This window comes from Alphaproteobacteria bacterium (assembly GCA_040218575.1).
GTDB lineage: Bacteria > Pseudomonadota > Alphaproteobacteria > JAVJRE01 > JAVJRE01 > JAVJRE01.
In genome coordinates this window covers 1-25138 of the sequence record JAVJRE010000007.1, presented here as the reverse complement: position 1 = coordinate 25138, position 25138 = coordinate 1, and the positions used below count along the sequence as shown (strand labels likewise).

23 protein-coding genes and 1 tRNA gene are annotated in these 25138 nt (G+C 68.0%); 5 read left to right on the top strand and 19 right to left on the bottom strand.

The annotated features are described in order from the left end of the window. Window positions 1–203: 203 nt before the first annotated feature. The 4 genes from nadA (at window position 204) to RIE31_09545 (ending at window position 3503) form a co-directional block, all read left to right on the top strand. Entirely contained in the window at window positions 204–1238 is a 1035-nt protein-coding gene (nadA, locus tag RIE31_09560; protein ID MEQ8640834.1) for a quinolinate synthase NadA, read from the top strand. A gap of 47 nt (window positions 1239–1285) precedes the next feature. Continuing rightward, entirely contained in the window at window positions 1286–2167 is an 882-nt protein-coding gene (gene nadC, locus RIE31_09555; protein ID MEQ8640833.1) for a carboxylating nicotinate-nucleotide diphosphorylase, read from the top strand. Window positions 2168–2267: 100 nt separating this feature from the next. Continuing rightward, window positions 2268–2843 carry a hypothetical protein gene (locus tag RIE31_09550; GenBank protein MEQ8640832.1) on the top strand — a complete coding sequence of 192 codons (576 nt, stop codon included), beginning with the start codon at window positions 2268–2270 and terminating at the stop codon, window positions 2841–2843. Window positions 2844–2918: 75 nt separating this feature from the next. Continuing rightward, window positions 2919–3503 carry an NAD(P)H-dependent oxidoreductase gene (locus RIE31_09545; protein ID MEQ8640831.1) on the top strand — a complete coding sequence of 195 codons (585 nt, stop codon included), beginning with the start codon at window positions 2919–2921 and terminating at the stop codon, window positions 3501–3503. Window positions 3504–3512: 9 nt separating this feature from the next. Here RIE31_09545 and RIE31_09540 read toward each other — a convergent pair. Next, window positions 3513–3588: transfer RNA gene (locus RIE31_09540), tRNA-Glu, on the bottom strand. 92 nt (window positions 3589–3680) lie between these two features. Here RIE31_09540 and RIE31_09535 point away from each other — a divergent pair. Next, window positions 3681–4280: an amidohydrolase family protein gene (locus RIE31_09535; GenBank protein ID MEQ8640830.1), complete on the top strand. Its 600-nt coding sequence runs from the start codon at window positions 3681–3683 to the stop codon at window positions 4278–4280. A 251-nt stretch (window positions 4281–4531) separates the two neighbouring features. Here the strand turns inward: RIE31_09535 and recJ are convergent, their stop codons facing one another. The 18 genes from recJ to RIE31_09445 all read right to left on the bottom strand — a co-directional run. Then, complete coding sequence (recJ, locus tag RIE31_09530) at window positions 4532–6337, bottom strand: single-stranded-DNA-specific exonuclease RecJ (GenBank protein MEQ8640829.1); 1806 nt, start codon at window positions 6335–6337, stop codon at window positions 4532–4534. Window positions 6338–6438: 101 nt separating this feature from the next. Next, window positions 6439–7449 (bottom strand): class II fructose-bisphosphatase, encoded by a 1011-nt coding sequence (gene glpX / locus RIE31_09525; protein MEQ8640828.1) that lies wholly within the window; start codon window positions 7447–7449, stop codon window positions 6439–6441. A 63-nt stretch (window positions 7450–7512) separates the two neighbouring features. Then, window positions 7513–8820 carry a homoserine dehydrogenase gene (locus RIE31_09520; protein ID MEQ8640827.1) on the bottom strand — a complete coding sequence of 436 codons (1308 nt, stop codon included), beginning with the start codon at window positions 8818–8820 and terminating at the stop codon, window positions 7513–7515. Between the two features lie 8 nt (window positions 8821–8828). Further along, the gene (locus RIE31_09515) at window positions 8829–10061 is read right to left on the bottom strand and encodes an OmpA family protein (GenBank protein ID MEQ8640826.1); all 1233 of its coding nucleotides are present in this window, start codon (window positions 10059–10061) and stop codon (window positions 8829–8831) included. Window positions 10062–10320: 259 nt separating this feature from the next. Next, on the bottom strand, window positions 10321–10932 hold the full coding sequence (locus tag RIE31_09510; protein ID MEQ8640825.1) for a gamma carbonic anhydrase family protein: 612 nt from the start codon (window positions 10930–10932) through the stop codon (window positions 10321–10323). After that, window positions 10929–11987 (bottom strand): N-acetyl-gamma-glutamyl-phosphate reductase, encoded by a 1059-nt coding sequence (argC, locus tag RIE31_09505; protein MEQ8640824.1) that lies wholly within the window; start codon window positions 11985–11987, stop codon window positions 10929–10931. The genes RIE31_09510 and argC overlap by 4 nt, the downstream gene beginning before the upstream one ends. Further along, window positions 11984–12775 (bottom strand): GDSL-type esterase/lipase family protein, encoded by a 792-nt coding sequence (locus RIE31_09500; GenBank protein ID MEQ8640823.1) that lies wholly within the window; start codon window positions 12773–12775, stop codon window positions 11984–11986. The genes argC and RIE31_09500 overlap by 4 nt, the downstream gene beginning before the upstream one ends. Window positions 12776–12901: 126 nt before the next feature. Next, on the bottom strand, window positions 12902–13342 hold the full coding sequence (gene rpsI, locus RIE31_09495; GenBank protein ID MEQ8640822.1) for a 30S ribosomal protein S9: 441 nt from the start codon (window positions 13340–13342) through the stop codon (window positions 12902–12904). A 66-nt stretch (window positions 13343–13408) separates the two neighbouring features. Then, the gene (gene rplM / locus RIE31_09490; protein MEQ8640821.1) at window positions 13409–13906 is read right to left on the bottom strand and encodes a 50S ribosomal protein L13; all 498 of its coding nucleotides are present in this window, start codon (window positions 13904–13906) and stop codon (window positions 13409–13411) included. Between the two features lie 247 nt (window positions 13907–14153). Then, window positions 14154–15593: an aromatic amino acid lyase gene (locus RIE31_09485; GenBank protein ID MEQ8640820.1), complete on the bottom strand. Its 1440-nt coding sequence runs from the start codon at window positions 15591–15593 to the stop codon at window positions 14154–14156. Then, window positions 15590–17041, bottom strand: coding sequence for an aromatic amino acid lyase (locus RIE31_09480; protein ID MEQ8640819.1), 1452 nt, complete (start codon window positions 17039–17041; stop codon window positions 15590–15592). The genes RIE31_09485 and RIE31_09480 overlap by 4 nt, the downstream gene beginning before the upstream one ends. Before the next feature lie 6 nt (window positions 17042–17047). Further along, on the bottom strand, window positions 17048–18535 hold the full coding sequence (locus RIE31_09475) for an aromatic amino acid lyase (protein ID MEQ8640818.1): 1488 nt from the start codon (window positions 18533–18535) through the stop codon (window positions 17048–17050). Between the two features lie 42 nt (window positions 18536–18577). After that, on the bottom strand, window positions 18578–19444 hold the full coding sequence (locus RIE31_09470; protein ID MEQ8640817.1) for an NlpC/P60 family protein: 867 nt from the start codon (window positions 19442–19444) through the stop codon (window positions 18578–18580). Between the two features lie 5 nt (window positions 19445–19449). Beyond that, complete coding sequence (locus tag RIE31_09465) at window positions 19450–19728, bottom strand: hypothetical protein (protein ID MEQ8640816.1); 279 nt, start codon at window positions 19726–19728, stop codon at window positions 19450–19452. A gap of 9 nt (window positions 19729–19737) precedes the next feature. Next, window positions 19738–21381: an aromatic amino acid lyase gene (locus tag RIE31_09460; protein MEQ8640815.1), complete on the bottom strand. Its 1644-nt coding sequence runs from the start codon at window positions 21379–21381 to the stop codon at window positions 19738–19740. Between the two features lie 34 nt (window positions 21382–21415). Further along, the gene (locus RIE31_09455) at window positions 21416–23032 is read right to left on the bottom strand and encodes an aromatic amino acid lyase (GenBank protein ID MEQ8640814.1); all 1617 of its coding nucleotides are present in this window, start codon (window positions 23030–23032) and stop codon (window positions 21416–21418) included. 51 nt (window positions 23033–23083) lie between these two features. Further along, complete coding sequence (locus tag RIE31_09450; protein ID MEQ8640813.1) at window positions 23084–24574, bottom strand: aromatic amino acid lyase; 1491 nt, start codon at window positions 24572–24574, stop codon at window positions 23084–23086. Between the two features lie 188 nt (window positions 24575–24762). Continuing rightward, the coding region (locus tag RIE31_09445) for an ABC transporter substrate-binding protein (protein MEQ8640812.1) at window positions 24763–25138 on the bottom strand (376 nt) is incomplete at its 5' end.

The window sequence follows — 25138 nt, the reverse complement described above, 5'->3', positions numbered from 1 at the left end:
GCTGGTCCTGGGGGAAACCTGTCGAATCGCCGGCCGCACCGCAAGACAGGGCGGCTGCCCCTGCGGCTTAACCACTCGTTGGGGATTCGTGAACGGCATGTGCTTGACAGGCCTTGTGCTCAATGAGAGCCTATCCCATATCTAATGCTCAAGTTGAGCATTATAATGTCGTCACCGACGACACGCACAGACGGAGTTGAGCCATGACCCCCGACGGCAGCCCGGATACCGGAGATTTGCAGACACCGGAATGGACGCCGCAGGTGCGCGCCCGCACGGCGGCGCTCTATGGCAAGGTGGCCTCGGTCATCCCTGAAATGGAGTGGCCGGTGCACGCGCCCTATGTGGATGCGATCAACCGGCTGAAGGCCCAGAAGAACGCGGTCATCCTGGCGCACAATTACATGACGCCGGAAATCTTCCACTGCGTCGCCGACCTGGTGGGGGATTCTCTCGCTCTGGCCCGCATGGCCGAAGAAACCGACGCCAAGGTCATCGTCATGGCCGGTGTTCACTTCATGGCCGAGACCGCAAAGCTCCTCTCGCCGGACAAGATCGTGCTGATGCCGGACATGAAGGCAGGCTGCAGCCTGGCCGAGTCGATCACGCCGGCGGACGTTCGCCTGCTGCGCCAGCGCTATCCGGGCGCGCCGGTGGTCACCTATGTGAACACCTCGGCGGCGATAAAAGCGGAATCAGACATCTGTTGCACCTCGGGCAATGCGGTCGAGGTGGTGGAGAGCCTGGGCGTCAAGCGGGTCATCATGCTGCCGGACGAATATCTGGCGAAGTGGGTGGCAACCCAGACGGATGTGGAGATCATCGCCTGGAAGGGTCATTGCGAGGTGCATGAGCGATTCACCGCGGCCGAGATAGAAGATTTCCGCGCGCGGTTCCCCGGCCTCAAGGTGATCGCCCACCCGGAGTGCCCGCCGGAGGTGCTGGAGGCGGCGGACTTCGTCGGCTCCACCGCCAAGATGGGCAAGTGGGTGGTGGATGAGCAGCCGGGTAAAGTGCTGATGGTCACCGAATGCTCCATGAGCGACAATCTGGCAGCGGAGAATCCACAAGTGGAGTTTATCCGCCCGTGCAACCTGTGCCCGCACATGAAACGGATTACCCTGCCGAAAATCCTGGCCGCCCTGGATAACATGGCGCCGGTCGTGGAGATCGACGATGACGTGGCGGTGCGCGCGCGCCAGGCGGTGGACCGCATGATGCAGGTGAGGGTCGGCTGACCCCTGCCCGGCGCCGCGGCGACCCCGTCATCCGATGCTGCACCGTCATGGGTAGGGATACACCGGCCGCGCCGGAGAACCGGCCGCAGCTCTATCCCCTGCATTATGAGACGGTGATTCGCCGGGCTCTGTCCGAAGACCTGGGCGAAGCCGGCGACCGCACCACCGATTCGATCATCCCCGCCGCGGCGACCGCACACGCCGTGCTGCGCGCCCGCGCGCCGGGCCGGGTGGCCGGGCTGGAGGCGGCGCTTTACGCCTTTCGCTTGCTGGACCCGGACCTGGCCGCGACAGTCCATGCGACCGACGGCAGCGACGTTGAGGCCGGCGAAACAATCGCCACCCTGGCCGGCCGGGCGCGAGCCATCCTCACCGGCGAGCGAACGGCGCTGAACCTGCTGAGTCGTCTCTGCGGCATCGCCAGCGCGGCGCGGGACGCCCAGGCTGCCTGTGCGGGCACCGCCGCGCGGGTGGTCTGCACGCGCAAGACCACACCGGGCCTGCGCGCGCTGGAGAAATATGCAGTGCGCATGGGCGGTGCGGGCAATCATCGCTTCGGTCTGGGTGATGCGCTGCTGATCAAGGACAACCACATCGCCGTTGCCGGCGGCATCACAGCGGCGGTAGCAGCGGCGCGGCAGGCGGCAGGCCATATGGCCATGCTGGAAGTGGAAGTGGATACCCTGGCGCAACTGGACGAGGCGCTGGCCCTCAAGGTGCCGGCGATCCTGCTGGATAACATGAGCCCGGACCAACTGCGTCGGGCGGTAGAGAAGACCGCCGGCCGCGCCGTGCTTGAGGCCTCCGGTGGCATCACCCCGGATCGGGTGGCCGAAGTAGCGGCGACCGGCGTTGATCTGATTTCGCTCGGCTGGCTGACTCATTCAGCCAAGAGCCTGGATATCGGGCTCGATATTTCCATCGCCTGATACTTGCGCCGGTGGCGGCCCCTGTCGGTATACTGAGAGCTTCTGACGGCCCGGCCGCACAGATACGGCCGGTCCGCACCACCAACCATTGGGGGACAGGATGCCAGCCAACAGTGGACAATATAATGGCGACGGCGCGTGGCCAAAGCCGCCGGCGGGCCTGCCGGGCGGTTGGGACAGAATAGAGGTCGAAGGCGAGACCCGGCCGACCCAGGGCGGCGGCAGCGAGGCCAATCCCGATGCCGGCCAGCCGAAAGACCCGTCGAACTGGGACCCGGCCAACCCGGAGATCGACCAGAACGGGCGGATGATCGAGTATGACCCGCGCACCAACAAACTGAAGATCAGCTGCGGCACCGACGCTTCGGTCTATGAGACCGACTGGGACGATCTGTGGCCGGACTTCGAATCGCCGGCGCCGGGCCGCGAGGGCGGCGACTGCGACGCCGAGGCGGAGGAGATCATCGTCGAGCGGATCGTCACGCGGGTCCATGAGCGCCAGTGCTATATCCGGCGGGCCGGCTGCTGGGTCATCATCAATACCAGCATGCGGGTGTGGGCCGACGTCTATAACTGGCAGTGCCACCGGGGCCGCTGGACCCGCGTCGCGGCGAGCCCCAGAACCCAGGTCATGCGGCGCCACCGCTCCACCCGCTTCAAGTGCACCTGCACCTGAGGCAAGACCCGGATTATGGACCGGTCGGGGGCAACCACCAATCTGCGGCGGCGATGAACGCCGTCGGAGGCCCCTATGGCAAAACATATCCTGATCCTGCAGGGCCATCCCGATCCCGAGCCGGTGCATCTTTGCCATGCACTCGCCATGGCCTATGAACGCGGCGCCGCCGCGGCGGGTCATGAGGTCCGGCAAGTGGCGATTGCCCGGCTCGATCTGCCCTTTGTGCTCAACAAGGCAGACTATGACGGCGGCGAAGCCAATGCCGGGATCACGGCAGCACAGCGAGACATCGCCTGGGCCGAACACCTGATCATCATCTTCCCGTTATGGCAGGGCGGGCTTCCGGCGCGGCTCAAAGCGTTCTTCGAGCAGGCGCTGCGCCCGGGCTTTGCCACCACTGCCGTGCAGGACGGCAGAAAGTGGCAGAAGAAACTGACCGGCCGCTCCGCCCGCGTGGTCATCACCATGGGTATGCCGGCCCTGGCCTATCGCTGGTTCTACGGTGCGCACAGCCTGAAGGCGCTGAAACGCAACCTTCTGGGCTTCGTCGGCATCAAGCCGGTTCGCGCCAGCCTGTTCGGCATGGTCGAGAGCAAACCGGAGCGACGACAGCGCTGGCTGACGACCATGGAAGCGCTTGGCCGGCGGGGCGCCTGAACGCCGGCCTGGTGACCCCTACGGGACTCGAACCCGTGTTTTCGCCGTGAAAGGGCGACGTCCTGGACCGCTAGACGAAGGGGTCGGCGGCCGGCACAGTGCGTGAAAGCCGGCGCGGAATCAAGGCTTCTGACGGCCCAAGCCCGGCCCTCGCCCACCCATTCGCAGGCACCGCCCATGACCATCGACTGCCACGTCAATATCTGGAAGCCGGAGCACTTTGCCCCGCTTTACGGCGAGCAGATGGCGCGGGTGCGGGCCGACGGCGAATACGGTCTGAAATGCGATGCGCAGGCGGTGGCCGCCGAAATGACCGGCGTGGACAAGGCGATTATCTTCTCACCGCGTTATGGGGATTCCGCCGGGGTCGAAGGCGATGATGAAACCGTGGCCGAGGCGGTGGCCATGTTCCCCGACCTGTTCATCGGCTTCGCCTATGCCGATCCGCGGCGTGACGACTGTATGGAGGATCTGCGCCACAGTATCGAGGAGCTGGGCCTCAAGGGCGTCAAATACGGACCTATCTACAACCGTGTGCCACTGGACGACCCGCGCATGACGCCGGTCTTCGAATATTGCCAGGCCAACGACCTGCCCCTGACCATGCACATGGGCACCACCTTTGCGGAGAATGCGGACGCGGACCTGGGCCGGCCGATCCATGTGGACCCGGTGGCGGCACGTTTTCCGGACCTGAAGATTGTCATGGCCCATATGGGCCATCCCTGGTGGGGCGAGTGCATCGCCGTGGCGCGCAAGCGGCGCAACGTCTATTGAGACCTATCGGCGCTGTTCTACCGGCCCTGGCAGTTCTGGAACATCCTGATCGCCTGTGAGGAGTATTCGGTTCAGGACAAGCTGTTCTTCGGTACAGACTTTCCCTTTTCACGGGTCGGGGAAAGTCTCGACGGCCTGCGTAACGTCAACCGGCTGGTTGCCGGCACCGCCCTGCCGCGAGTGTCTGAGGAGACCATTCAGAAGATCATCGACTCCAATCCGCTGCACCACTGGTGGCACGAGCCACCGGTCTAGGACGCAGCGGTCTGAGGCGCGCCGGTCATGACGTCTTCGACGATGAGCTGCACCCCTTCGCGACCCTGCCAGTCATCGGCCCTGAGCGTTCCGGCCAGGGCCACGCCCAGACCATCGCGGGCGGCGGCCAGCATGGCCTGGCCCAGCGGCTGACCGCCGGCGCGGAAGGCGATGGCCTTGAGCCGGCCGCGGCCGGTTTCGTCCGAGAGGATGGCGCGGATATGAGCGCCGTCACGGCCCACCGGCTCCGCGGTGACGAAGCGGGCGCGCAGCACCGCAAAGCGTGGCGTCCCGTTGCCGATGCCGAAGGGGCCGAGGCCGGACAAGGACTGCCACAGCGCACGGTCGGCGGCCGGCACCCGGAGTGCGCCGTCCAGGGTGAGCTCCGGCGTCAGATCGCGGTCGGTCACCACGCGGGCGATACGCTCCGCCAGGAAGTCGCGCAGGGCCTCCAGCTTGTCGGCGGCAACCGTCAGGCCGGCGGCCATGGGGTGACCGCCACCGTTGAGCAACAAACCCTTCTGGCGCGCCGCGATGATGGCCGCCCCTATGTCCACGCCGGCGATGGAGCGGGCCGAGCCCTTGCCCTGGCCGCTGTCATCGAGGGCGATGACCACCGCCGGCCGGGCGTAGCGTTCCACCAGGCGGCTGGCCACCAGGCCGATAACGCCGGCGTGCCAGCCGGCGCGCGCGATAAAGAGGCAGGCGGCGTGGCCACCGTGGGCGGCCACCTCCCGCTCCACCAGAGCCAGGGCGTCCTCCACCGTCGCCGCCTCCAGAGTCTGGCGCTCGCGGTTCCAGTCATCGAGACGACGCGCCAGGGCGGCCGCCTGCACCGGATCGTCACTGGCCAGCAGGTCGGAGCCGGTGGCCGACTGGCCGACCCGGCCGCCGGCATTGACGCGGGGGCCCAGCAGGAAGCCCAGATGCCCTGAGTCCGGCGTCGCATCGAGGCCGGCCACGTCGGCCAGAGCCGCAAGCCCGGCATTGGCCCGGCGGCGCATGACCTTCAGCCCCTGAGCCACCAGCGCGCGGTTGAGCCCGGTCAGCGGAACCATGTCGCAGACGGTGCCGAGCGCCACCAGATCCAGCCACTGCATGAGGTCCGGCTCCGGCCGGCCGGTGGCGATGAAGTGGCCGCGCCGGCGCAGCTCGCGGGCGGTGGCGACGGCCACCAGAAAGGCGACCCCAACAGCGGCCAGCCGTCCCTGGCCGGAAGTGTCATCCAGGCGATTGGGGTTTACCACGGCGGCGGCCGGCGGCAGCTTCGGCTCGGCCGCGTGATGGTCCACCACCACCACGTCGAGGCCGGCATCGCGCGCGGTTTCCAGCGCCCCGTAGGCGGTAATGCCGCAATCGAGGGTGATCACCAGACGCGCGCCGTCAGCGGCCAGGCGGTTCATGGCCGCGCTGGTCGGCCCATAGCCCTCGGTCAGACGGTCGGGAATCATCACCGTCGCCGGCGCGCCGACAGCGGCGAAAAAACGCCGCAGCAGGGCGGTGGAGGTGGCGCCGTCAACGTCATAGTCGCCGAACAGGGCGATGGCCTGGCCGGCCTGAACCGCGTCGGCCAGGCGGCCGGCGGCGGCGTCCATATCCGCCAGGGTGGAAGGATCCGGCAGCAGCCGACGGAGCGTGGGCGCCAGAAAATCAGCCGCCTCGGCCAGGCCGATACCGCGGCCGGCGAGAACCCGGGCGGCGGGCTCCGGCAGGTCATGGCGCTGCGCCAGGGTCAGCGCCAGACGGTCATCGGCGGCCCGCAGCAGCCAGCGCCGGCCGCTGACCGACAGGCCGTCGAACAACGGTTCGGCCAGAGTACGGGCAACCGGCGGGCGGCTGGCTGGGGCGGGGACGATTGAGCCAGGAGTGGTTGGGGCGGGAGTGTCCGGCGGCACGGGCCGGCCTAGCGGTCGGCCGGATCGAAGCCGGTCTTGCGGGTGAAATCGTGGCGGGCCTCGATGGTGCGCACCGTCCCCGACTTCGAGCGCATAACGATGGAGTGGGTATTGGCGCCGCCGGCAAAGCGCCGCACACCGCGCAGCATACTGCCGCTGGTGACGCCGGTGGCGGCGAACATGACCTCTCCGCCGGCCAGTTCGTGCAGGCCATAGACCCGCGCCAGGTCCGTAATGCCGATACGCGCGGCGCGCGCTTTCTCGTCATCGTTGCGGAAGACCAGACGGCCCTGCATCTGACCACCGATGCAACGCAGCGCCGCCGCCGCCAGCACGCCTTCCGGCGCGCCGCCGATGCCCATGTAGATATCAACACCGGTTTCGGGCTGCGCCGTGGAAATGACCCCCGACACATCACCATCGGTGATCAGGGTGATGCGCGCGCCGGACTTGCGCACGCTCTCAATGAGATCGGCGTGGCGCGGCCGGTCCATGATGCACACCAGCAGATCCCCCACCTTGGCCTTTTTCGCCGCGGCAATCTCTTTCAGGACATCGCCGGGCGCGGCGTCGATATCGATAATGCCGTCAGGCAGGCCGCCGCCGACGGCAATCTTCTGCATGTAGGTGTCGGGGGCGTTGAGGAAGCCGCCCTTCTCCGCCATGGCCACCACCGCAAGAGCATTGGGACCGCCCTTGGCGGTGATGGTGGTACCCTCCAGCGGATCGAGGGCAATGTCGATCTCCGGCCCGCCGGCGCCCACTGTCTCGCCGATATAGAGCATGGGCGCTTCGTCGCGCTCCCCCTCGCCGATGACCACGGTGCCGGAGATGGCCAGCGAGTTGAGGGCCGCGCGCATGGCGTCCACGGCCGCCTGGTCGGCCAGCTTCTCGTCGCCGCGGCCGACCATGCGCGAGGCGGCCAGCGCCGCCGCCTCCGTCACCCGCACCACCTCCAGGGCCAGGTTGCGGTCCATGCGGGCCGGCTGCATCAACGCCGGGGCGGCGGGTCTGGCCATGGAATGTCCTCTCGAGCGGTTGTCGCGCCATCCTAGCCGGACGGCGGGCCGAGCGGGAGGGCGTCAGGCGTCCGGCGAGAGGTTTTCGATGCGAATGGCGGCCGGCGGCGCGACCACCGCGTCGAGCCTGGCAATGCGATCCAGCGCCTGACGCACCGCCCCTTCCGGCGCGCTGTGGGTAGTCATCACCACCGGCACGGTGGAATCCGGCGCGCGCGCGCGCTGGACCAGGGCCTCCAGGGATACCCGGGCATCGCGCAGGATGGTCGCCACCTCGGCGATGACGCCGGGCTGGTCGCGCACCATGAGGCGGATATAGACCGCCCCTTCCCGCTGGGCCATGGCCAGGGTGGGCAGGGCCGCCAGATCCGCTACCGGCAGGCCGAAGGCAGGTCCGGCATTGCCACGGGCGATATCCACCAGATCTCCGGCGACGGCCGAAGCGGTGGGCCCGGCCCCGGCGCCGCGGCCTTCCAGCTCCACCGGGCCGACCGGATCGCCGTCCAGCAGCACGGAGTTGAGCACCCCCTCGATATGGGCGATGGGCTCGTCCAGCGACACCAGGCAGGGATGTACGCGCTGCTCGATGGCGCCGCGCTCACGCCGGGCGATGCCCAGCAGCTTGATGCGGTAGCCAAGCTCCGCCGCATAGGCGTGGTCGAGCGGCGTGATGTGGCGGATGCCCTCCACATGGATGGCCGGAAAGTCGACCCGGCTGCCGAAGGCGAGACTGGCCAGCAGGGCGAGCTTGTGGGCGGCGTCCACCCCGTCCACATCAAAGGCGGGATCGGCCTCCGCATAGCCCAGCCGCTGGGCGTCGGCCAGCACCTCGGCGAAATCACGGCCGCTCTGGCGCATGTGGGTCAGAATATAGTTGGAGGTGCCATTGAGAATGGCGACCACACGGTTGATGCGGTTACCGGCCAGGGATTCCCGGAGCGCCTTGACCACCGGGATACCGCCGGCGACGGCGCCCTCATAGGCCAGGGCCACGCCGGCCGCCTCGGCCGCGCTGGCCAGGTCCATGCCATGATGGGCGAGCAGCGCCTTATTGGCGGTGACCACGGGACGACCGGCAGCCAGGGCGGCGCGGACCGTGGCCAGGGCGGCGCCATCGCTGCCGCCGATCAACTCGACCACCACATCGGCCTCGGCGTCGCGCGCCATGGCCACGGGATCATCCCACCAGACGCAGGCGTCCAGCGGCACACCGCGATCACGACTGCGGTCGCGGGCCGCAACATGAGTGACCTGAACGGCGCGCCCGGCGCGGCCGGCAACGCGCTGACCATTGGCCGCCAGCAGGCGCAGCAGGCCGACGCCGACCGTGCCAAGCCCCGCCAGCGCCACCCTGAGGGGCGGAGCCGACACCACCCCGGCTAGCCGTCGAGCCAGATTTCTACGCGGCGGTTGCCGGCTTCACCCGAAGGCATGGCCTCGCTGTAGACCGGCGCGGAATCGCCCATCGCCTGGCGGATGATACGGGCCGGATCAATGCCGCGGCGGACCAGCTCCGCCGCCACCGCATCGGCGCGGGCAACGGACATCTGGAAATTGGCCAGCAGGTGGCCATCCAGCGGCAATTGCCGGGTGCGGCTGGAGGCATGACCAACCACCCGGACCAGCCCGGGCGAGCGCTCCAGCAGGTTGACCAGCTGACCGATCACCTGCAGGTCCTGGCCAGAGAGCCCGGCCGAGTCATGGCTGAAATAGAGAGTGGCGAGCTGGGTGCCGCCGGCGAAACCAAGGCCCGTCTGGCCGCGCCCCTGACCCACGGACGGACCGAGCGATTGGCCGGGAATGGCGCTGACCGGCAAGCCGCTGCCGCCGGCGCCAGTGGTGCCGGTGGTCACGATGCCGGTGGTGGCAGAGGCCGACATGGCCAGCGCCTGCTGCATGGTCTGCTGCAGGACCGAACCCTGGCCTGTATTGACCTCTATCGCGCCGACCGCCTGGCCGGCAATCGCCTGTGCCGCCTGGCCGGACTGGCCAAAGGCCGCGGTCTGGGTTGCCGTGGAGGTGGCGGCGGCGGTCTGCGCTGACTGCGCCGGCGGTTGCGATACAAGCGAACGGGCGGTGGTGGCGGCCTGGCCGGAGCCGGTGATAGCGGTCTGCTGGCCGCTGAGCGGCCGGCCGGAGGCGGCAAGCTGTGTCTGATTGGCCGCGCCGGCCGCGCTCAGGCCCGTATCGCTGGCTGTACCAGCCGCGCTCAGGGCGGCACTGGCGACCGGCTGGGTCGGCGCCGGCGCGAGGGCGGCGACCACCTCCTCTTCTTCTTCCGGCTCGTCATACAGGGCGTTCTGACGGTCCGCCTGCAGCCCGGCGGCCGTGGCCGCACGCTGGCCGGCGGTAGAGGTGGCCGGCGCGTCCGGCACAGAGGCCAGGCTCGGCTGCTCCCCGGAGCCATCAGAGGCCGCGTCATCCGGCGCCTGGAGTGTCGCCAGCTCTTCGTCACCGCCGAACCAGTCGATCGGATTATAGTTCCAGTTCAAAGGGTTGTAGCCCGAATCTGAATAAGATGAGCAAGCCGCAAGCAGCAGGGCGGCGGCGCCCAACCCGGCGAGACGAGCGATCATCCGGCGCGGCGTCCGGCCTTCGACAGAACGGTCCATGCTGGTCTCCTGGCCCCCTGTTGCCCGAGCCACCTGTGGCCCAGCGCGCGGTCCGCCATCCTGGCGAGCGCAGCCTCTAACGCGGTCGCCAGCCTAGTCCCGCAGCGGTTGCCACATGGTTAACCGACAGTCCGATGGCACCGCTGCAAACCGGCCCCTACCGGCGCAAAGCCGCGCATTAGCTGGCGTTGTGCCAGAGGCGGTGAGTCCGGTCAAGGTAAACACGGGGGCCACGGTAAACGCGGGCCCCCCGGCACCATCAGGAGCGGTCACGGGCGAGGCGCTGGGCGGCGGCTTCGACCCCGGCGGCGACGCCGCTGCCACTGGCCTCCACGTCCGCCGGATCGAAGCGGCCATCGCCGGAATGATAGGCCCGGGCCAGCTTGGCATAGTTGGCCGCCGACCAGCCGAAATAGGCGCGCTCGATCTCGCTGACCTGGCGCATGAAGCGGGCTGGCGTGCCGGCCCACAACTGACCGGCCCGGACCCGCTTGCCCGGCGTCACCAGCGCGCCGGCGGCCACCATGGCGCCGGACTCCACGATTGCGCCATCCATGACGCAGGCCTTCATGCCGATAAAGGCGAAGCTTTCCACGGTACAGGCATGGAGCAGCGCCATATGGCCGACCGTCACATCATCGCCAATGTCGGTGCCCGGCCCGCCATCGGAAACATGAACCACCGTGCCGTCCTGAATGTTGCTGCGTCGGCCGATACGGATGGGCGACACATCGCCGCGCAGGACCACATTGAACCACAGGCTGGAGCCCTCACCCACCACCACGTCACCGATGATGGTGGCGTTGGGCGCCACATAGACCGACGGATCAATCACCGGCGTGTGATCGCCGAAAGGCAGGATGATGGTCACGGAAACAGCGCCAACTGCTGCAGGCCGGTCACCTCGTCCTGACCGGTCATGACGTTCATGTTCTGGACCGCCTGGCCGGACGCGCCCTTGACCAGATTATCGATGACGCTGAGCAGGATGGCGCGACCGGGCAAACGGTCCTCGAACAGGCCGATGCGGCAGTGATTGGTGCCGCGCACATGACGGGTGGCCGGGGCGCTTCCCTGCGCCGCCAGATGGACGAAGGGCTCACCGTCATAGGCGGTGGCCAGGGCATGGCGCAGATCGCCGAGCGACGCGCCCCTGGCAAAGCGCACATAGATTGTGGAGAGAATACCGCGGCTCATGGGCATCAGATGCGGCGTGAAATTGACCGTGATCGACCGGCCGGCAGCCTGACTCAACGACTGCTCTATTTCCGGCGCATGACGGTGGCTGGCCACGCCATAGGCGTGGATGCCCTCGCTGACCTCCGCAAAGAGGCTGGCTTCCTTTGCCGCCCGTCCGGCGCCAGTGACGCCGGATTTGGCATCGATGATGATGTCGTCGCCATCGATCAGCCCGGCCGCCAGCAACGGCGCCAGCGGCAAAGCGGCGGAAGTCGGATAGCAGCCGGGATTGGCCACCAGCCGGGCCTGACGCACGGCATCACGCGCCAGTTCCGTCAGGCCATAGACGGCGGTTTCCTGCAGAGCCGGTGCCTGGTGGTCATGACCGTACCAGCGGGCATAGTCAGCGACGTCGCTCAGCCGGAAATCAGCCGACAGGTCCACCACCTTGAGATGCTGCGGCAGGCCGGCGATGACCTGCTGGGTGGTGCCATGCGGCAGGCAGCAAAACACCACGTCGATCCGGTCCCACGCCACATCCTCGATACGGCAAAGCTGTGGCAGGTCAATGCCGGCGAACTGCGGAAAGACAGTGGCCATGTCCTGACCGGCATTGCGCTCCGCGGTCAGGGCGGCGATCCACACGCCGGGATGACGCAGCAACAGGCGTAGCAGTTCCGCCCCGGTATAGCCGGAGGCGCCGAGAATGGCGATTTTCTGCAGGCTGTCGCGAGTGGCGGCGGTCATGATGAACTCCCTGAGTGTGAGGTGAGGATAGGCCCGGCGGCGGCTGACGCAACGGGCGTCGCACGGGAGTTCGTCGCACGGGGGTTCGTCGCACGGGGGCCCGTGGCAACGGGGCCCGTGGCACAGGGGCCTGTCGTGGAAGCCGTGCCAGCGCAGACCGACTCCAGGGCCGAAACGAACGTCGGCCAGGCGGCGTGGCGCACAACCGCCCCCGCCATCAGGCGGTGGCCGGCGGCGGCCGGATGCACACCGTCCGGACCATCGGCCACCGCCTGACGCCAGGCGTCACCGGCCAGGGCCGGCCACAGATCGATGAACGGAATCGCCAGTCGCCCGGCAATGCGCCGGTGGCCGTCCACCAGAGCGCGGATGGCCACGCGCCGGGAGTCCAGACCGCTGCCGCCGGGCGGCGGCGTGGACAGCCACAGCACGGGCCAGCAGCCCTGGACGCCAGCCATCAGGCGGGCAGCCAGATCCAATGCAGCGGCAAGATCAAGTCCCTGGGCCAACCCGTTGTCCGACACGTCATTGGTACCGAACAGGAAGACCAGTCCCAAGGCCGCGTCCGAGCGCGGCATGGTGGCCAGACGTGGCGCCAGCTCCGCCGGCCAGCGGCGCGCCAGGTCGCGCACGGTCTCTCCCCGGATAGCCATGTTGTAGGCGGTGACCATGCGGCCGTGGGCGGCTTCATGGGCGGTCAGGCGACCGGGCAGACCCTGCCCGGTGGTGTCGCCGAAGCCCTGCAAATAGGACTCGCCGAAAAAGCAGATGCGTATGTCGTTTGTCATGGTCCGGTGTTTTCGTTGTTCAGGCGAGAGTCGTGGCGCGGATGACGTGGTTGGGCCGGGGTCCAGGCATGAAAAAGGGGCGCCCCCTGCGGGACGCCCCTGGCACGAGCCAGTATTTCCCCGAGGCTACCGCTTGGAGAACTGGAAGCTACGTCGCGCTTTCGCCTTGCCGTATTTCTTGCGCTCAACGACACGCGAATCACGGGTCAGGAACTTGCCGGGCTTGAGCACCGCCCGCAGGGCGGGCTCATAGGCCACCAGCGCCCGGCTGATACCGTGACGAATGGCGCCGGCCTGACCGGAAAGCCCACCGCCGGTGACGGTGGCCATGACGTCGAACTGCTCCGTCCGCTCGGCCGCGACAAAGGGCTGGGCCAGAATCATGCGCAGAACCGGCCGGGCGAAATAGGTTTCCACATCGCGTCCGTTAATGACGACCCGACCGCTGCCTGGCTTCAGCCAGACCCGCGCCACCGCGTCCTTGCGCCGGCCCGTGCCGTAGGAGCGACCCTGCGCATCGTGCCTGGGCTGCGGCGCGGCGACCGGCGGCAGACCGGTGCTGGTCATGCCGGCGGCGGCAAGGGCGTTCTGGGTGCTGGTCAGGGCCATATCTGGAAAAATCCGTTAGTGAGATCAGACCACGCCCGTCTTGCGGACGGACTGAGGTGTGTTTTTCGGGTTCATGGCGGCAACGTCCAGCGGTACCGGCTGCTGCGCCTCGTGCGGGTGTTCGCCGCCGGCATAGACCTTGAGATTGCCAAGCTGTGTGCGGCCAAGGGAGCCACGCGGCAGCATACGTTCCACCGCCTTGAGAATCACCCGTTCGGGATGGGCGCCGCCAAGAATCTTGTCGGCCGTACGCTCCCTGATGCCGCCGGGATAACCGGTGTGCCAGTAATAGGTCTTCTGGGTCAGCTTGCGGCCGGTCAGGCGGATCTTTTCGGCATTGATGACGATGACATTGTCACCGCAGTCCACATGCCGGGTGAAGGTGGTCTTGTGTTTGCCGCGCAGACGATTGGCAATGATGCTGGCGACCCGCCCGAGCACCAGCCCGTCGGCATCAATCAGCAGCCATTTCTTTTCTACATCGGCCGGCTTGACCGAAAATGTCTGAGCGGCGAGGCCCATCAGCAAAACTCCCAGAGGCCGGATACGGCAGCAGGCCCCAAGGGGCTACACCGCCACGTCGCACGGCCGGCAAACAGATTCCCTGTCCCCCGCCAACAGGGCGGGAGAAGTGGCGCAGGGAATAGGCCATAGGCGGTCCGAAGTCAACGGCGACGGGCGGTTTCGGCGCGAAATCCGGGGTCGGCCCCGACCTGCCCGAGGCCGGCCCGCCGGTCGCCCGCCAGGCGGCAGTCCCTGTGGTCAGCCCTCAGCTACTGGCCAGGGTCAGATCGCCTGAAACGGCCGCCGCCGAGAAGGCTTCGGCCAGGCGCTCACCGCTGAAACCGCCGTGATGCAGGGCCGCCACCGGCGGCAGTACACGCCGGATCGCCTGGAGAAACGGTTGCAGCGGCGGCGCCGGCTGGCGGTCAGCCACGGCCAGGGCCTGGCTGGCGGTGGCCGCCAGCAAAGCCAGGCAGACGTCCGTCGCCCATCCGGTCTCCAGCTCCCGCTCATAGGCCAGGAAGGTCGGCGCCGTCACGTCGGTCTGACCGGACACCGCCTCGTCCATGGTCAGCAGCGCCGGGACGGCGCGCTCGCGCGCCTCGCGGGAAAAGCTGCGCTGGCCCTGCTTGTGCGTACCGACCCCATAAGGATGGTCGCCCAGGGGCAGGTTGCGGGGCAGCTCGCTGACCTCCGGCATCATCAGCTTGGTGGTCTGGCGCGCGGTCAGCGATGTCATGTCGGCCCACGCCATGTTGAGCCAGTTGATGGTCGGATAGGCCGCACCATTGTGGAAGCCGCCGGTGGACCAGGCCCGCGTCCCCTGCTCTGTCGGTACGATCACCGGACTGTCGGTGACGGCCCGCAGGGCGACCGTAGCGATACGCTCGACCTCCGACACCGCGCGGTGGACCTGACCCAGGACACGGGGGATGACGCGCCACGCCACCGGCGCCTGAAACGGCCGCCGGTCCTGGCTACGCGCGCCGGCGAGGCAGGCATTGAGGCCGTCCAGCGCCGCCTGTTCGTGGGGGTCATCCCACAACGAACGCAAGGCCGGGTCATAGGCTTCCAGCGGCGCGTTGGCGGCTTCTATGGAGAGTGCGAAGACGTGCTCCGCCAGATGCAGGCGGTGGCGCGCGCGCAGCGCCAGCTCGCCTACCAGACCGGAGGCGCAGGGCGATCCGTTGGCGATGCAGTTGGTGTCTTTCTCCTCACACTCATCGCCATAGAGATGGGCGAAAAGGTTGAGCAGCGGCGGCACCTCGCCGGAATTGTTCTGGCCACCCAGTGGCACCCGCGGCAGCGCCCGGCCGTCCAGCATGTCGGCGACACGCCGGGCGGTGCCCAGGCTGACCGCCGACCAGCCGTCCACAAAGTTGGTCAGACGGCAGAAAATCATGGAGCGCACGGCCTGGGGCGAAGCGGCGCGCCCAAGACCGGTACCGTAATTGTATGGCGGTGCGGTGGCCTGCTCGCGGCGGCCGGCCGCATCGAGGATGGTCTTGGCCCCCTCGCCGAAGCGGGTGGTGACGCCATAGATGAACTGACCGGGATCGTTCTCGATCATGTCCATGAGGCGGGCATGTCCCTGGCGGATCTTTTCCGTGCAGGCGTCGGAGAAGGCGACCGCCTCGCCGTCAACCGCCACCCGCCGCAGAGTGGCCAGGGTGAAATCGTCCCGCCCGTCGAGAACGACCGTCACGACGACGCCTCCGTCAGATCAAGGTCGCCGGAGACGACGGCCCGCGACAGGGCAGCGGCCAACCGGTCGCCGTCGGCGCCAAGATCACGCAGACCGTCCACCAGTGGGTAGGTCCGGCGGATTCCAGCAAGAAAAGGCCTGAGTGGCGGCGCCGGGTCGCGCCCGGCGACGGCCAGCGCCTGGCTGGCGGTGGCCGCCAGAAGAGCCAGGCTGTGATCGAACATCTCGCTGGCCCGCACTTCCTTCACATAGGCGTCGAAGGTCGGCGCGGCCACATCGTCCTGGGTGGAACCGCTTTCATCCTGCGGCAGGAACGTGGGGGTGGCAAACTCCCGCACGCGGACGCCGAGCGAGGACGGGCCGTGTGCCAGACCGGAGGTGGAGCCGCCCTCACCCAGCGGCAGACGGTCAGGCAGTTCGGTCACCTCATTGCGATGCAGCTTGGTGATTTCGCGAAGGACGATGCCGGTAAGGTCACCCCAGGCCATGGCCAGCCAGTTGAGAGCGGGATAGGCGGCACCGTTGTGATAGCCGCCGGTGGACAGCGCCCGGCCGAAGGGAGCGCCCGGCTCCGGCTGCAGATAGACCGGATTATCGGTGATGGCGCGCAGCGCCACGGTGGCCACCCGTTCAGCCTCCGCCACGGCACGGAACGTCTGGCCCAGGACGCGCGGGATGACCCGCCAGCTTACCGGCGCCTGGAAGGCGCGGCGGCCGGTGGGCCGGGCGCCGGCCAACAGGCCATTGAGCGCCGCCAGGGCGGCCGCTTCATGCTCGTCGTCCCACAGTGCGGCCAGCGCCGGGTCATAGGCCTCCAGCGGCGCGTTGACCGCCTCGATGGACAGGGCCAGGACACGGCAGACCAGGTCAAGCCGGGTGCGGGCGCGCAGGGCCGCGTCGCCGATCAGCGCCGAGGCGCAGGGCGACCCGTTGATCAGGCAACCGCCGTCTTTTTCACCGCAGTCCGGCCCCACCAGATCCCAGATAATGGCCAGGCACGGGCCCACTTCGCCGGCGCCGACCTGGCCTTCCAGCCCGACCTCCGGCAGGGGCCGGCCATCGAGCTTGTCAGCAACGCGCTGCGCCACTTCCGGGCTGATGGCGGCCCAGCCGTCCACATAGTTGGTCAGGCGGCAAAGGATCATCGCCCGCACCACCCGGTCAGGCGCGCGCATACCGAGCCCGGTGCCCTTTGAATAGGGCGGGCGTTTGGCCACCCGCTGGCGGCCTTCGGCGTCGAGCCGTTCGAGTGCGCCCATGCCATAGCCGCTGGTCACGCCATAGACGAACTGGTCGGGGTCGGACTCCAGCATGGTCATGAAGCTGGCCCGCGATTGCTCCATCATCTGGCGGCAGCGGGCGGAAAAGGCGACGGGCTCTCCCTGCCAGGCGACGCGGCGCAGGGTGTCGAGAGTGAAGTCGTCGCGGCTGTCGAGAATGACGGTCATAACGGTCTAGCGGACAATGTGGCTGAGCACGCCGTCGGCGGGATCGCCGACCAGAAGGTCGGGGTCGGGGGAAACAGCGGCGGCGGCGAAGGCGCGGGTCAGGCGCTCGGCCTCCTCGCCCTGATCGCGATAGGAGGCGACCGGCGGGAAATGCCGACGCACCGCATGGAGGAAAGGACGCAGCGGCGGGGCCGGTTCACGGCCGGCCACATACAACGCCTGGCTGGCGGTGGCGGCCAGCATGGCCATGGCCGCATCGAGGCATTCCGCCACCATCTGTTCCTTGCGCCAGGCGATCATCACCGGATTGGGGGTGTCGTCCTGGGTGCTGCCGCCGCCCTCACTCATGGGAATGAACGTGGGCTGGGCGGCGTTACGCGCCTCTTCGCCCCATTGCACCTGGGCCACGTCGAAGCGAACACCGAAAGGATGCTCGGCGTCGATCAGACGGTTGGGCAGAAGACTGACATCGCCGCGCAGCAGCTTTGTTGTGTGGCGATCGGCCAGACCGCAGATGTCGGCCCACGCCTGGGCCATCCAGTCGAGAGCCGGCGTCGCCATGCCATTGTGATAGCCGCCGGTTGAGAGGGCGCGGCCCAGCGGATGGGCGGTATCGGGCAGGATATAGACCGGGTTGTCGGATACCGCGCGCAGGCTGGTGGTGGCGGCGGTCTCCAGCTTTTCGGCCGCCCGATACATCTGGCCCATGACCCGCGGCACGATGCGCCACGACACCGGCGCCTGATAGGCACGCCGCCCCGCGCGGTCAGCCCCGGCCAGCAGTCGGTTGAGCGCGTCCAGCGCCATGCCGTCATGCGGATCGCCCCACAGGTCCTTGAGCGCCGGCTCATAGTGGTCAAGCGGCGCGTTCAGCGCCTCGATGGACAGGGCATAGACACTGGCGACAATGGCCATGCGCTTGGTGGCGCGCAAAGACGCATCGGCAGCCAGCGCCGGCGCGACGCACGAACCATTGACCAGGGCCATGCCCTCGCCTTCCTGCAGGTCGCCGGACTGGCGCACCGGACCGAACAGGCGCGCCGGCACTGTGGTCTCGCCGGCCCAGGTGGTGCCGCGCGATGGCACCGGCGGCAGGTCGGCCTCGCGCAGCAGGTTGAGCACCCGCGAGGCCAGCTCCGGCCGCACCTTGCCGTTGCCCTCAATGAAATTGGCGAGACGCGCCAGGACGATGGCGCGCGTGACGCGGGAGGGCAGAGGGTCGCCGAAGGAAAACCCCTTGAGCGGCATCTGCCGGCGCGGCAGGGCCTTCTGCTCTTCCGCGCTCAGGCGTTTGCGGGCGCCCTCGCCACCGGCGGTGGTGGTGCCATAGATGAACTGCGAACGATCACTGTTGACCAGCTCCATGAACGAGGCGCGGGCGCGGCCAATGGCCGCCAGGGCCAGATCGGACAGGACGCAGTCCTCACCACCCCAGGCGACGCGGCGCACCGCCTCCAGCGTGATGTCATGGCGGGTATTGAGGACGACGGTCATGCAGGCACTCCCGGTAGAGACGTGAAATCAGGCGGCGCGAGGTCAGGGCGATGACAGGCGGCGGACCGCCAGCAGCGGCAGCCCCTGGCCCGCCAGGCGGTCGATCAGCCCCGTGGCGCTTTCGCCGATGACGGAAGGAACGGTGGCATGGACCACCCGGTCCGGGCCAGTGGCGACAGCCACATGGCCAGTCCAGAACAGCAGATCACCGCGCCGCAGCGCGTCCGGCGCCGGCAGATCGGCCAGCGGCTCGCCCAGGGCCGCCATCTGCATGTCGCTGTCCCGCGGCACCACACGGCCGGCGCGGTTGAGGGCGGCGGCGACGAGGCCGGAACAGTCGAACCCACGCACGGTCATGCCGCCCCACAGATACGGCGCGCCGATGAAGGATTCGGCGGTGGCCACCCAGTCACCGCGCCACGCGCCGACGGTCGCCAGGTGGCGACGGAACACCCAGCCGCCGGCGGCGAGGCCGGCGAAATCCCCTTCCTCGGCGACGATGGTGACCGGTGTTCCCAGATAGAGGATGTCACTGACCGGGGCGGATCGAACGCTGGCCGCCGGCAAAACCGGGGCGGACAGGGCGTCAACCACATGGGTCGCTTCCGTCAGATGGCGGGTGAGGCCGGATTCCTGCACATAGCCGCAATAGCCATCGTGCGCCGACTGTCCCCAGGCCCAGCCATCGCGCGCGTCATAGACCGTAAAACCCTGACCATAGAGCAGAGTGGTCATGCGTTCGGAGTCGCGGGCCGGCCGGCGGCGGATGGCGGAGATGCCGCGCACACTCTGGCGCGCCTCGCCGCTGACATAGCGCCCGGCGCTGACCATTCCGCGCAGGAAGTCCGCAGCCAGATCAGGCCGCCAGGGATGCAGCCGGGGATCGGGCGGCGGGGTGTGGTCCGGCATGGCGGTCAGGCGTCCGCGCCGCCGCCGGCTGCAAGCGCCGTCCAGACCAGCACCGCCACGGCAACCGCACTCCACAACAGGCACATGGCGCGGGAATCGCGCGCCCGGAAGTGGCGGAAGGACCATACGGTCAGGCTGACGCTGCCGGCGATGATCCAGGCGGTGACGCCCGTCAGAAAGGCCGAGCCCTGGATGCCGGTCAGGCGGTTGACCAGCCAGGCGCCAACCATGGCCGCCAGCAGAATCGCCAGAAGCCAGAGGTTGCGCTTTGCCGGGCTGAGCATGGGTGCCGGTCAGGCGGGGGTGCGGGCGCGCCGGCGCGCCGCTGGGCGAGCGGGCTTGGCCGCGCTTTTGGCTGCGGGCTTGGTCCCGCTTTTGGCTGCGGTCTTTGTCCTGGCTTTTGTCCTGGTCGCTGTCTTGCGGCCGGCGGTTTTGCGGGCGGGACCCTTGCGCCCGGAAGCGTTGCGGCCGGCGGATGCGGTCACGGCGAAGTCGGCCGAGCCGCTTAGCGCCGCCTGGCTGAATACGTCGCGCAGGGCCGACAGCTCTTCGCCGAGCTTGCGCGTGCCCTCGCCGTCCAGCGGCGCCACCACCGAGCGGATGCCGGCGAGGAAGGCCGTAAGCCGCGGCGGTCCCTTGCGGTCGGTGGCCCACAGGGCCTGGCTGGCGATAACCGCGAGCTGGGCCAGCATGGAGTCCAGACAGTCGGCGGCGCGCAGACTCTTCTTGTAAGAGAGGAATACCGGCGATGGCGTGTCGTTCTGGGAATCGCCCTCCGACAAAGGCAGGAAGGTGCGCTGGGCGGCGGCACGGGCTTCCTCCAGATAGTCGATCTGGGTCATGCCCACCATGCCGACGCTGTAGGGATGCTGGCCCGGCTTGACCAGTCCATCGGGCAGCAAAGAGACATGGCCACGCTTCATCTTCACCATGTGGTGGTCGGCCAGGGTGCAGAGATCGGCCCAGGCGGCATTGAGCGCGTCCATGGCCGGATAGGCCATGCCGTTGTGATAGCCGCCGGTGGAAAAGGCCCGGCCATGGGGATGGGCCTTGTCCGGCAGCACATAGACCGGATTGTCCGAGATGGCCGACAGGGAGACGGCGGCCACCTCCTCCACCTGGGCGATGGCCCGCCGCGCCGCGCCCAGCACACGCGGCAGAATGCGCCATGACACCGGCGCCTGGTAAAACCGGCGACCCTTGGTCTTTACTCCGGCCAGCAGGCGATTGAGACTCTTCAGCGCGGCGCCCTCATACGGGTCGCCCCACAAGCCAACAAGATCGGGGTCATAAGCCTCCATCGGCGCGCTCATGGCCTCGATGGACAGGGCGAACACCTGCTCGGCAATGGCCAGACGATTGGCCGCCTGCATCGCCACATCCGCCACCAGGCCGGCCGAACAGGGCGAGCCGTTGCCCAGGGTCATGGGCTCGCCTTCCTCGAAGTCGCCCTTGGGCAGGGCCGCCATCACATGGGCCATGGGCAGGATTTCGCCGGCCCATACCTGGCCATTCATGGGCACCACCGGCAGCGGCCGCTCGAGCATGGAGGCAATGCGCAGCGGAATGTCGGGCCGCGTCTTGGCATTGCCGTCGATGTAGTTGGCGAGGCGGGCGAAGATGATACCGCGCACGGCGCGCTCAGCGAGGTTGCCGCCACCAAAGCCGGCGCCGAAATTACGCCGCCGGCCGCGCGCCGCCGCGGCCTTGCGCTGCTCGGCCGGGCTGATGGCCTTGCTGGCATTGATGCCGGAGCCCGAGGTGGTGCCGTAGATGAACTGGGTGCGGTCGGAATCCAGCAGGGCGATGAAGGATTTGCGCGCACGCTTCATCTTGGCGATGGCGTTGCCACTGAACCGCACACTCTCGCCGCCCAGAACCACACGGCGGTAATTGGCGAGATTGAAGTCGCGCCGGTTATCGAGAGTGACGGTCATGGCCTTCCTTTTCTCTGCTCGTGTCCACCGACGCCTAGGCGCGCGACCGCGCCGCCGCCTTGCGGGCGGGGCTCTTGCGCCTGGCAGTGGTTTTACGCTTCGCGGTAGCCTTCTTCGCGCTGGTCTTCTTCGCGGGGCTCTTCCTTGCGGCGGTCTTTTTCGCGGGAGTCTTCCTGGCCGCCGTCCTGCCCTTGGGACGGAGCAGGTCGCCGCTCTCCACCGCACCGGCAAAGGCGTCGCGCAGGGCTTCCAACTCCTTGCCCCGGTTGCGCCGCCGCGCCCCCTCATAGGGCGGCACGATGGCGCGAATGGCGGCCAGGGTGTCACGCAGCTTGCGCGGCGCCTGGCGGTCGGTGGCGTGGAATGCCTGACTGGCCACCACCGCCAGAATGGCCATGGCGGAATCGAGGCAACGGTTGGCCGTCATGTGCTTCTGAAAGGCGAAGGCGGTGGGCGAGGCCACGTCGTTCTGGCCGTAGCCGCCACCCTCGCTGGGCGGCAGAAAGGTGCGCTGTGCGGCGTGGCGGGCTTCCTCGCCGAAGCCGATCTGGATGAACCCAAGACCGCCGGTGCCGCGACCTTCGGCGCCCGGACGCACGAGACCCGGCGGCAGGCCCGAGACATCGGCATTCTGCATCTTGGTGGTGTGATGATCGGCCAGAGTGACCAGATCGGCGAAGGCGGCGTTGACCGCGTCAATCGCCGGATAGGCTGCACCGTTGTGATAGCCGCCGGTGGAGATGGCGCGACCCAGCGGATGCTTGCGGTCGGGCAGCACATAGACCGGATTGTCGGTGACGGAGGAAAGCGAAATCTCCGCCACATCCTCCATGGTGGCGATGGCCCGCCGCGCCGCACCCAGGACACGCGGCAGGATGCGCCACGATACCGGCGCCTGATAGAAGCGCCGCCCCTTCTTCTGGTTGCCGGCCAGCAGGGAATTGATGCGGCGGATAGCCTCGCCCTCATAGGGATCGCCCCACAGATGGACCAGATCCGGGTCATAGGCCTCCATGGGCGCGCTCATGGCCTCGATGGACAGCGCAAAGACCTGCTCCGCCAGCTCCAGGCGCGGCCGGGCAAAGGCCGCAGCGTCCGCCGCCATGGCCGCGGACACCGGCGAGCCGTTGATCAGGGCCATGGGCTCGCCCTCCTCCATGTCGCCATCGGGCATGGCGCTCATGACGTGGGCGAGAGGCAGGATTTCGCCGGCGCCCACCTGGCCCGACGCGGGCAGTGCCGGCATCGGCCGCCGCAGCATGGAGGCGATACGCTCCGCAATGACCGGACGGGTCTTGGCATTGCCTTCGATGAAGTTGGCGAGGCGGGCGAAGACCACGCCGCGCACCACCCGCTCCGGCAGATCGCCGCCGCCAAAGCCCGAGCCGTGCTGACGGTTGACCCGCCACTGATTGGCCCGGCGGCGCTGCTCGGCCGGCGGAATCGCCACTTTGGCCTGCGGCCCGGCGCCAGAGGTGGTTCCGTAGATGAACTGGGTGCGGTCGGAATCCAGCAGCGCGATGAAGGACTTGCGGGCACTGGCCATGGCCCGGCGGGCGGCCGGTCCGATCTTGACCGCCTCGCCGCCGGCGGCAACCCGCCGGAAGTTGGCAAGGGTGAAGTCCTTGCGGCTGTTGAGGGTGACAGTCATGGCCGGCTCCGCAGTCGGGTGTTGTTATCGATCATCATCAGGCAATCATCATCAAGCGGCCTTGCGCTTGCCGGCGGCCGGCTTTGTGCCAAGCGACATGTCGCCGGACAGGGTGGCGGCGGAGAAAGCCTCTGACAGACGCCGGGCATCGTCGCCCAGCAGGCGGCCAACCTCCACCGGCGGGAAATGAGCGCGCACCGCCTCCAGGAACGGCCGCAACGGTCTTGGCGCGTCGCGTTTGGTGACCCACAAGGCCTGGCTGGCCACGGCAGCCTCCACCGCCAGCACGGAATCAAACAGCACCGACACTTTTTCGAGTGTGTTGTATGCAAGGAAGCCCGGCGCGGAGATGTCGTCCTGCTCCGACGCCGCGGGCTCCGCCGGCGACAGGAGAGAGGGCTGAGCCAGCCGGCGCATTTCCTCGATGAAGCCGTTCGGCACATACTCCAGATAGGTGGTGGAGCTGGCCGTCATATAGTCCTTGCCTTCGGGCAGCAGCCGGTCCGGCAGCAGCGAGACCTCGCCCTTGTGCAGCTTGACCGAGTGACGGTGCGACAGGGCCGCCACATCGACCCAGGCCGCCGCCACCGCATCCATGGCCGGTGGCGCAATGGCGTTGTGATAACCGCCGGAGGAGAAAGTATGGCCCAGGGGGTGCTTCTTGTCGGGCAGCGCATAAGCCGGATTGGAAGAGATCTGCCTGAGGGACACGCGGGCCACGTCTTCAAGCTGCGCCACCGCACGATAGGCCTGGCCCAGCACCCGCGGAATGATGCGCCAGGAGACCGGCGCCTGATAGAAGCGACGGTTTTTGGTAGGCGCACCCTTGAGCCAGCGATTGAGCGCGTCCAGCGCGGCACCTTCGTGGGAGTCACCCCATAGCGCCTTGAGCGCCGGGTCATAGGCTTCCAGCGGCGCATTCATGGCTTCAACGGAGAGCGCCTGAACCATGCCGGCGATATCCAGGCGTCGTCGCTGGGCGATAGCGCTGACGCCGGCAAAACCCGTTGTGAACTGATTGCCGTTGCCGGAGCCGGCCTGATGGCCCGCCTCAGGGAAGCGTTGCACATCCCGGAACAGGGTCATGGAGGCGAGGATTTCACCGGGCACCGTTACACCCTGGTTGGGCACCCTGGGCAGCGGCTTCTTCAACATGTCGGCGATAGCCTGCGCCCGCTTCGGGTAGGTCGCCGTGTTGCCCTCGATAAACTGGTTGAGAATGGCAAAGACGGCGGCGCGAATGGCATATTCCGGATAGTCACCATCGCGCGAGAAAGACAGCGAGCGGAAAGGATTGGCGGCGCGTCGCCGCTTCATCATCTCTTCGGGCGAGCGATGGTTCTTGGCATCCGGCCCGCCGCCGGATGTTACGCCATAGATAAAGATGTCGCGGCTGGCATCAACATACTTCTGGAAGGTGTCGTGCGCCTTCTGCATGCGCTTCAGAGCGGCCGGACTGAAGCGGACGTCCTCGCCTTCCAGGGCGACCCGGCGCAGCGTCTCGAGATTAAAATCGTCACGAGTGTTGAGCGTCACCGTCATGGGCGTGTCACCTCCGCTGCGTCATATCCGTATTGGGCCGGCCGGCGCCGTTGCCGTATCTTACATGACCATGTTCGACACGGAACACGCCTCGCCACGCCGCCATTGTGTCGCGGCCCGGGCTGCCGGCAAAGAGAAAGGGCGCCACCTGCCGGTGGCGCCCTTCCCGATAGTCCCCTGTCCTGAACTCAGGACCCGAGAGCGTATTCCTCCAGCGACCAGTAAGCGGTCGGGTGCTGGGTGAAGCCCAGCAGCCGCTTGTCATAGGCGCTGTACTGATCACGCCACCAGGACTGAACCAGCGGTCCGTCCTCCTGCATGATCTCTTCCAGACGCTTGACCAGCAGCGACCGCTCCTTGGCGTCGAGGACGCCTTCGGCCTGGGCCAGGATCTCGTCGAACTCCGCATTGGAGTAGTTCGATTCGTTCCACGGCACACCGGACTTGTAGGCCAGGGCCAGCAGCATCACCGCCAGCGGACGATGGGTCCAGCCGGTCAGGCTGAACGGGAACTTGGTCCAGTTCGGCCAGTACTGCGACGACGGATTGACGTTGATGGTCGCG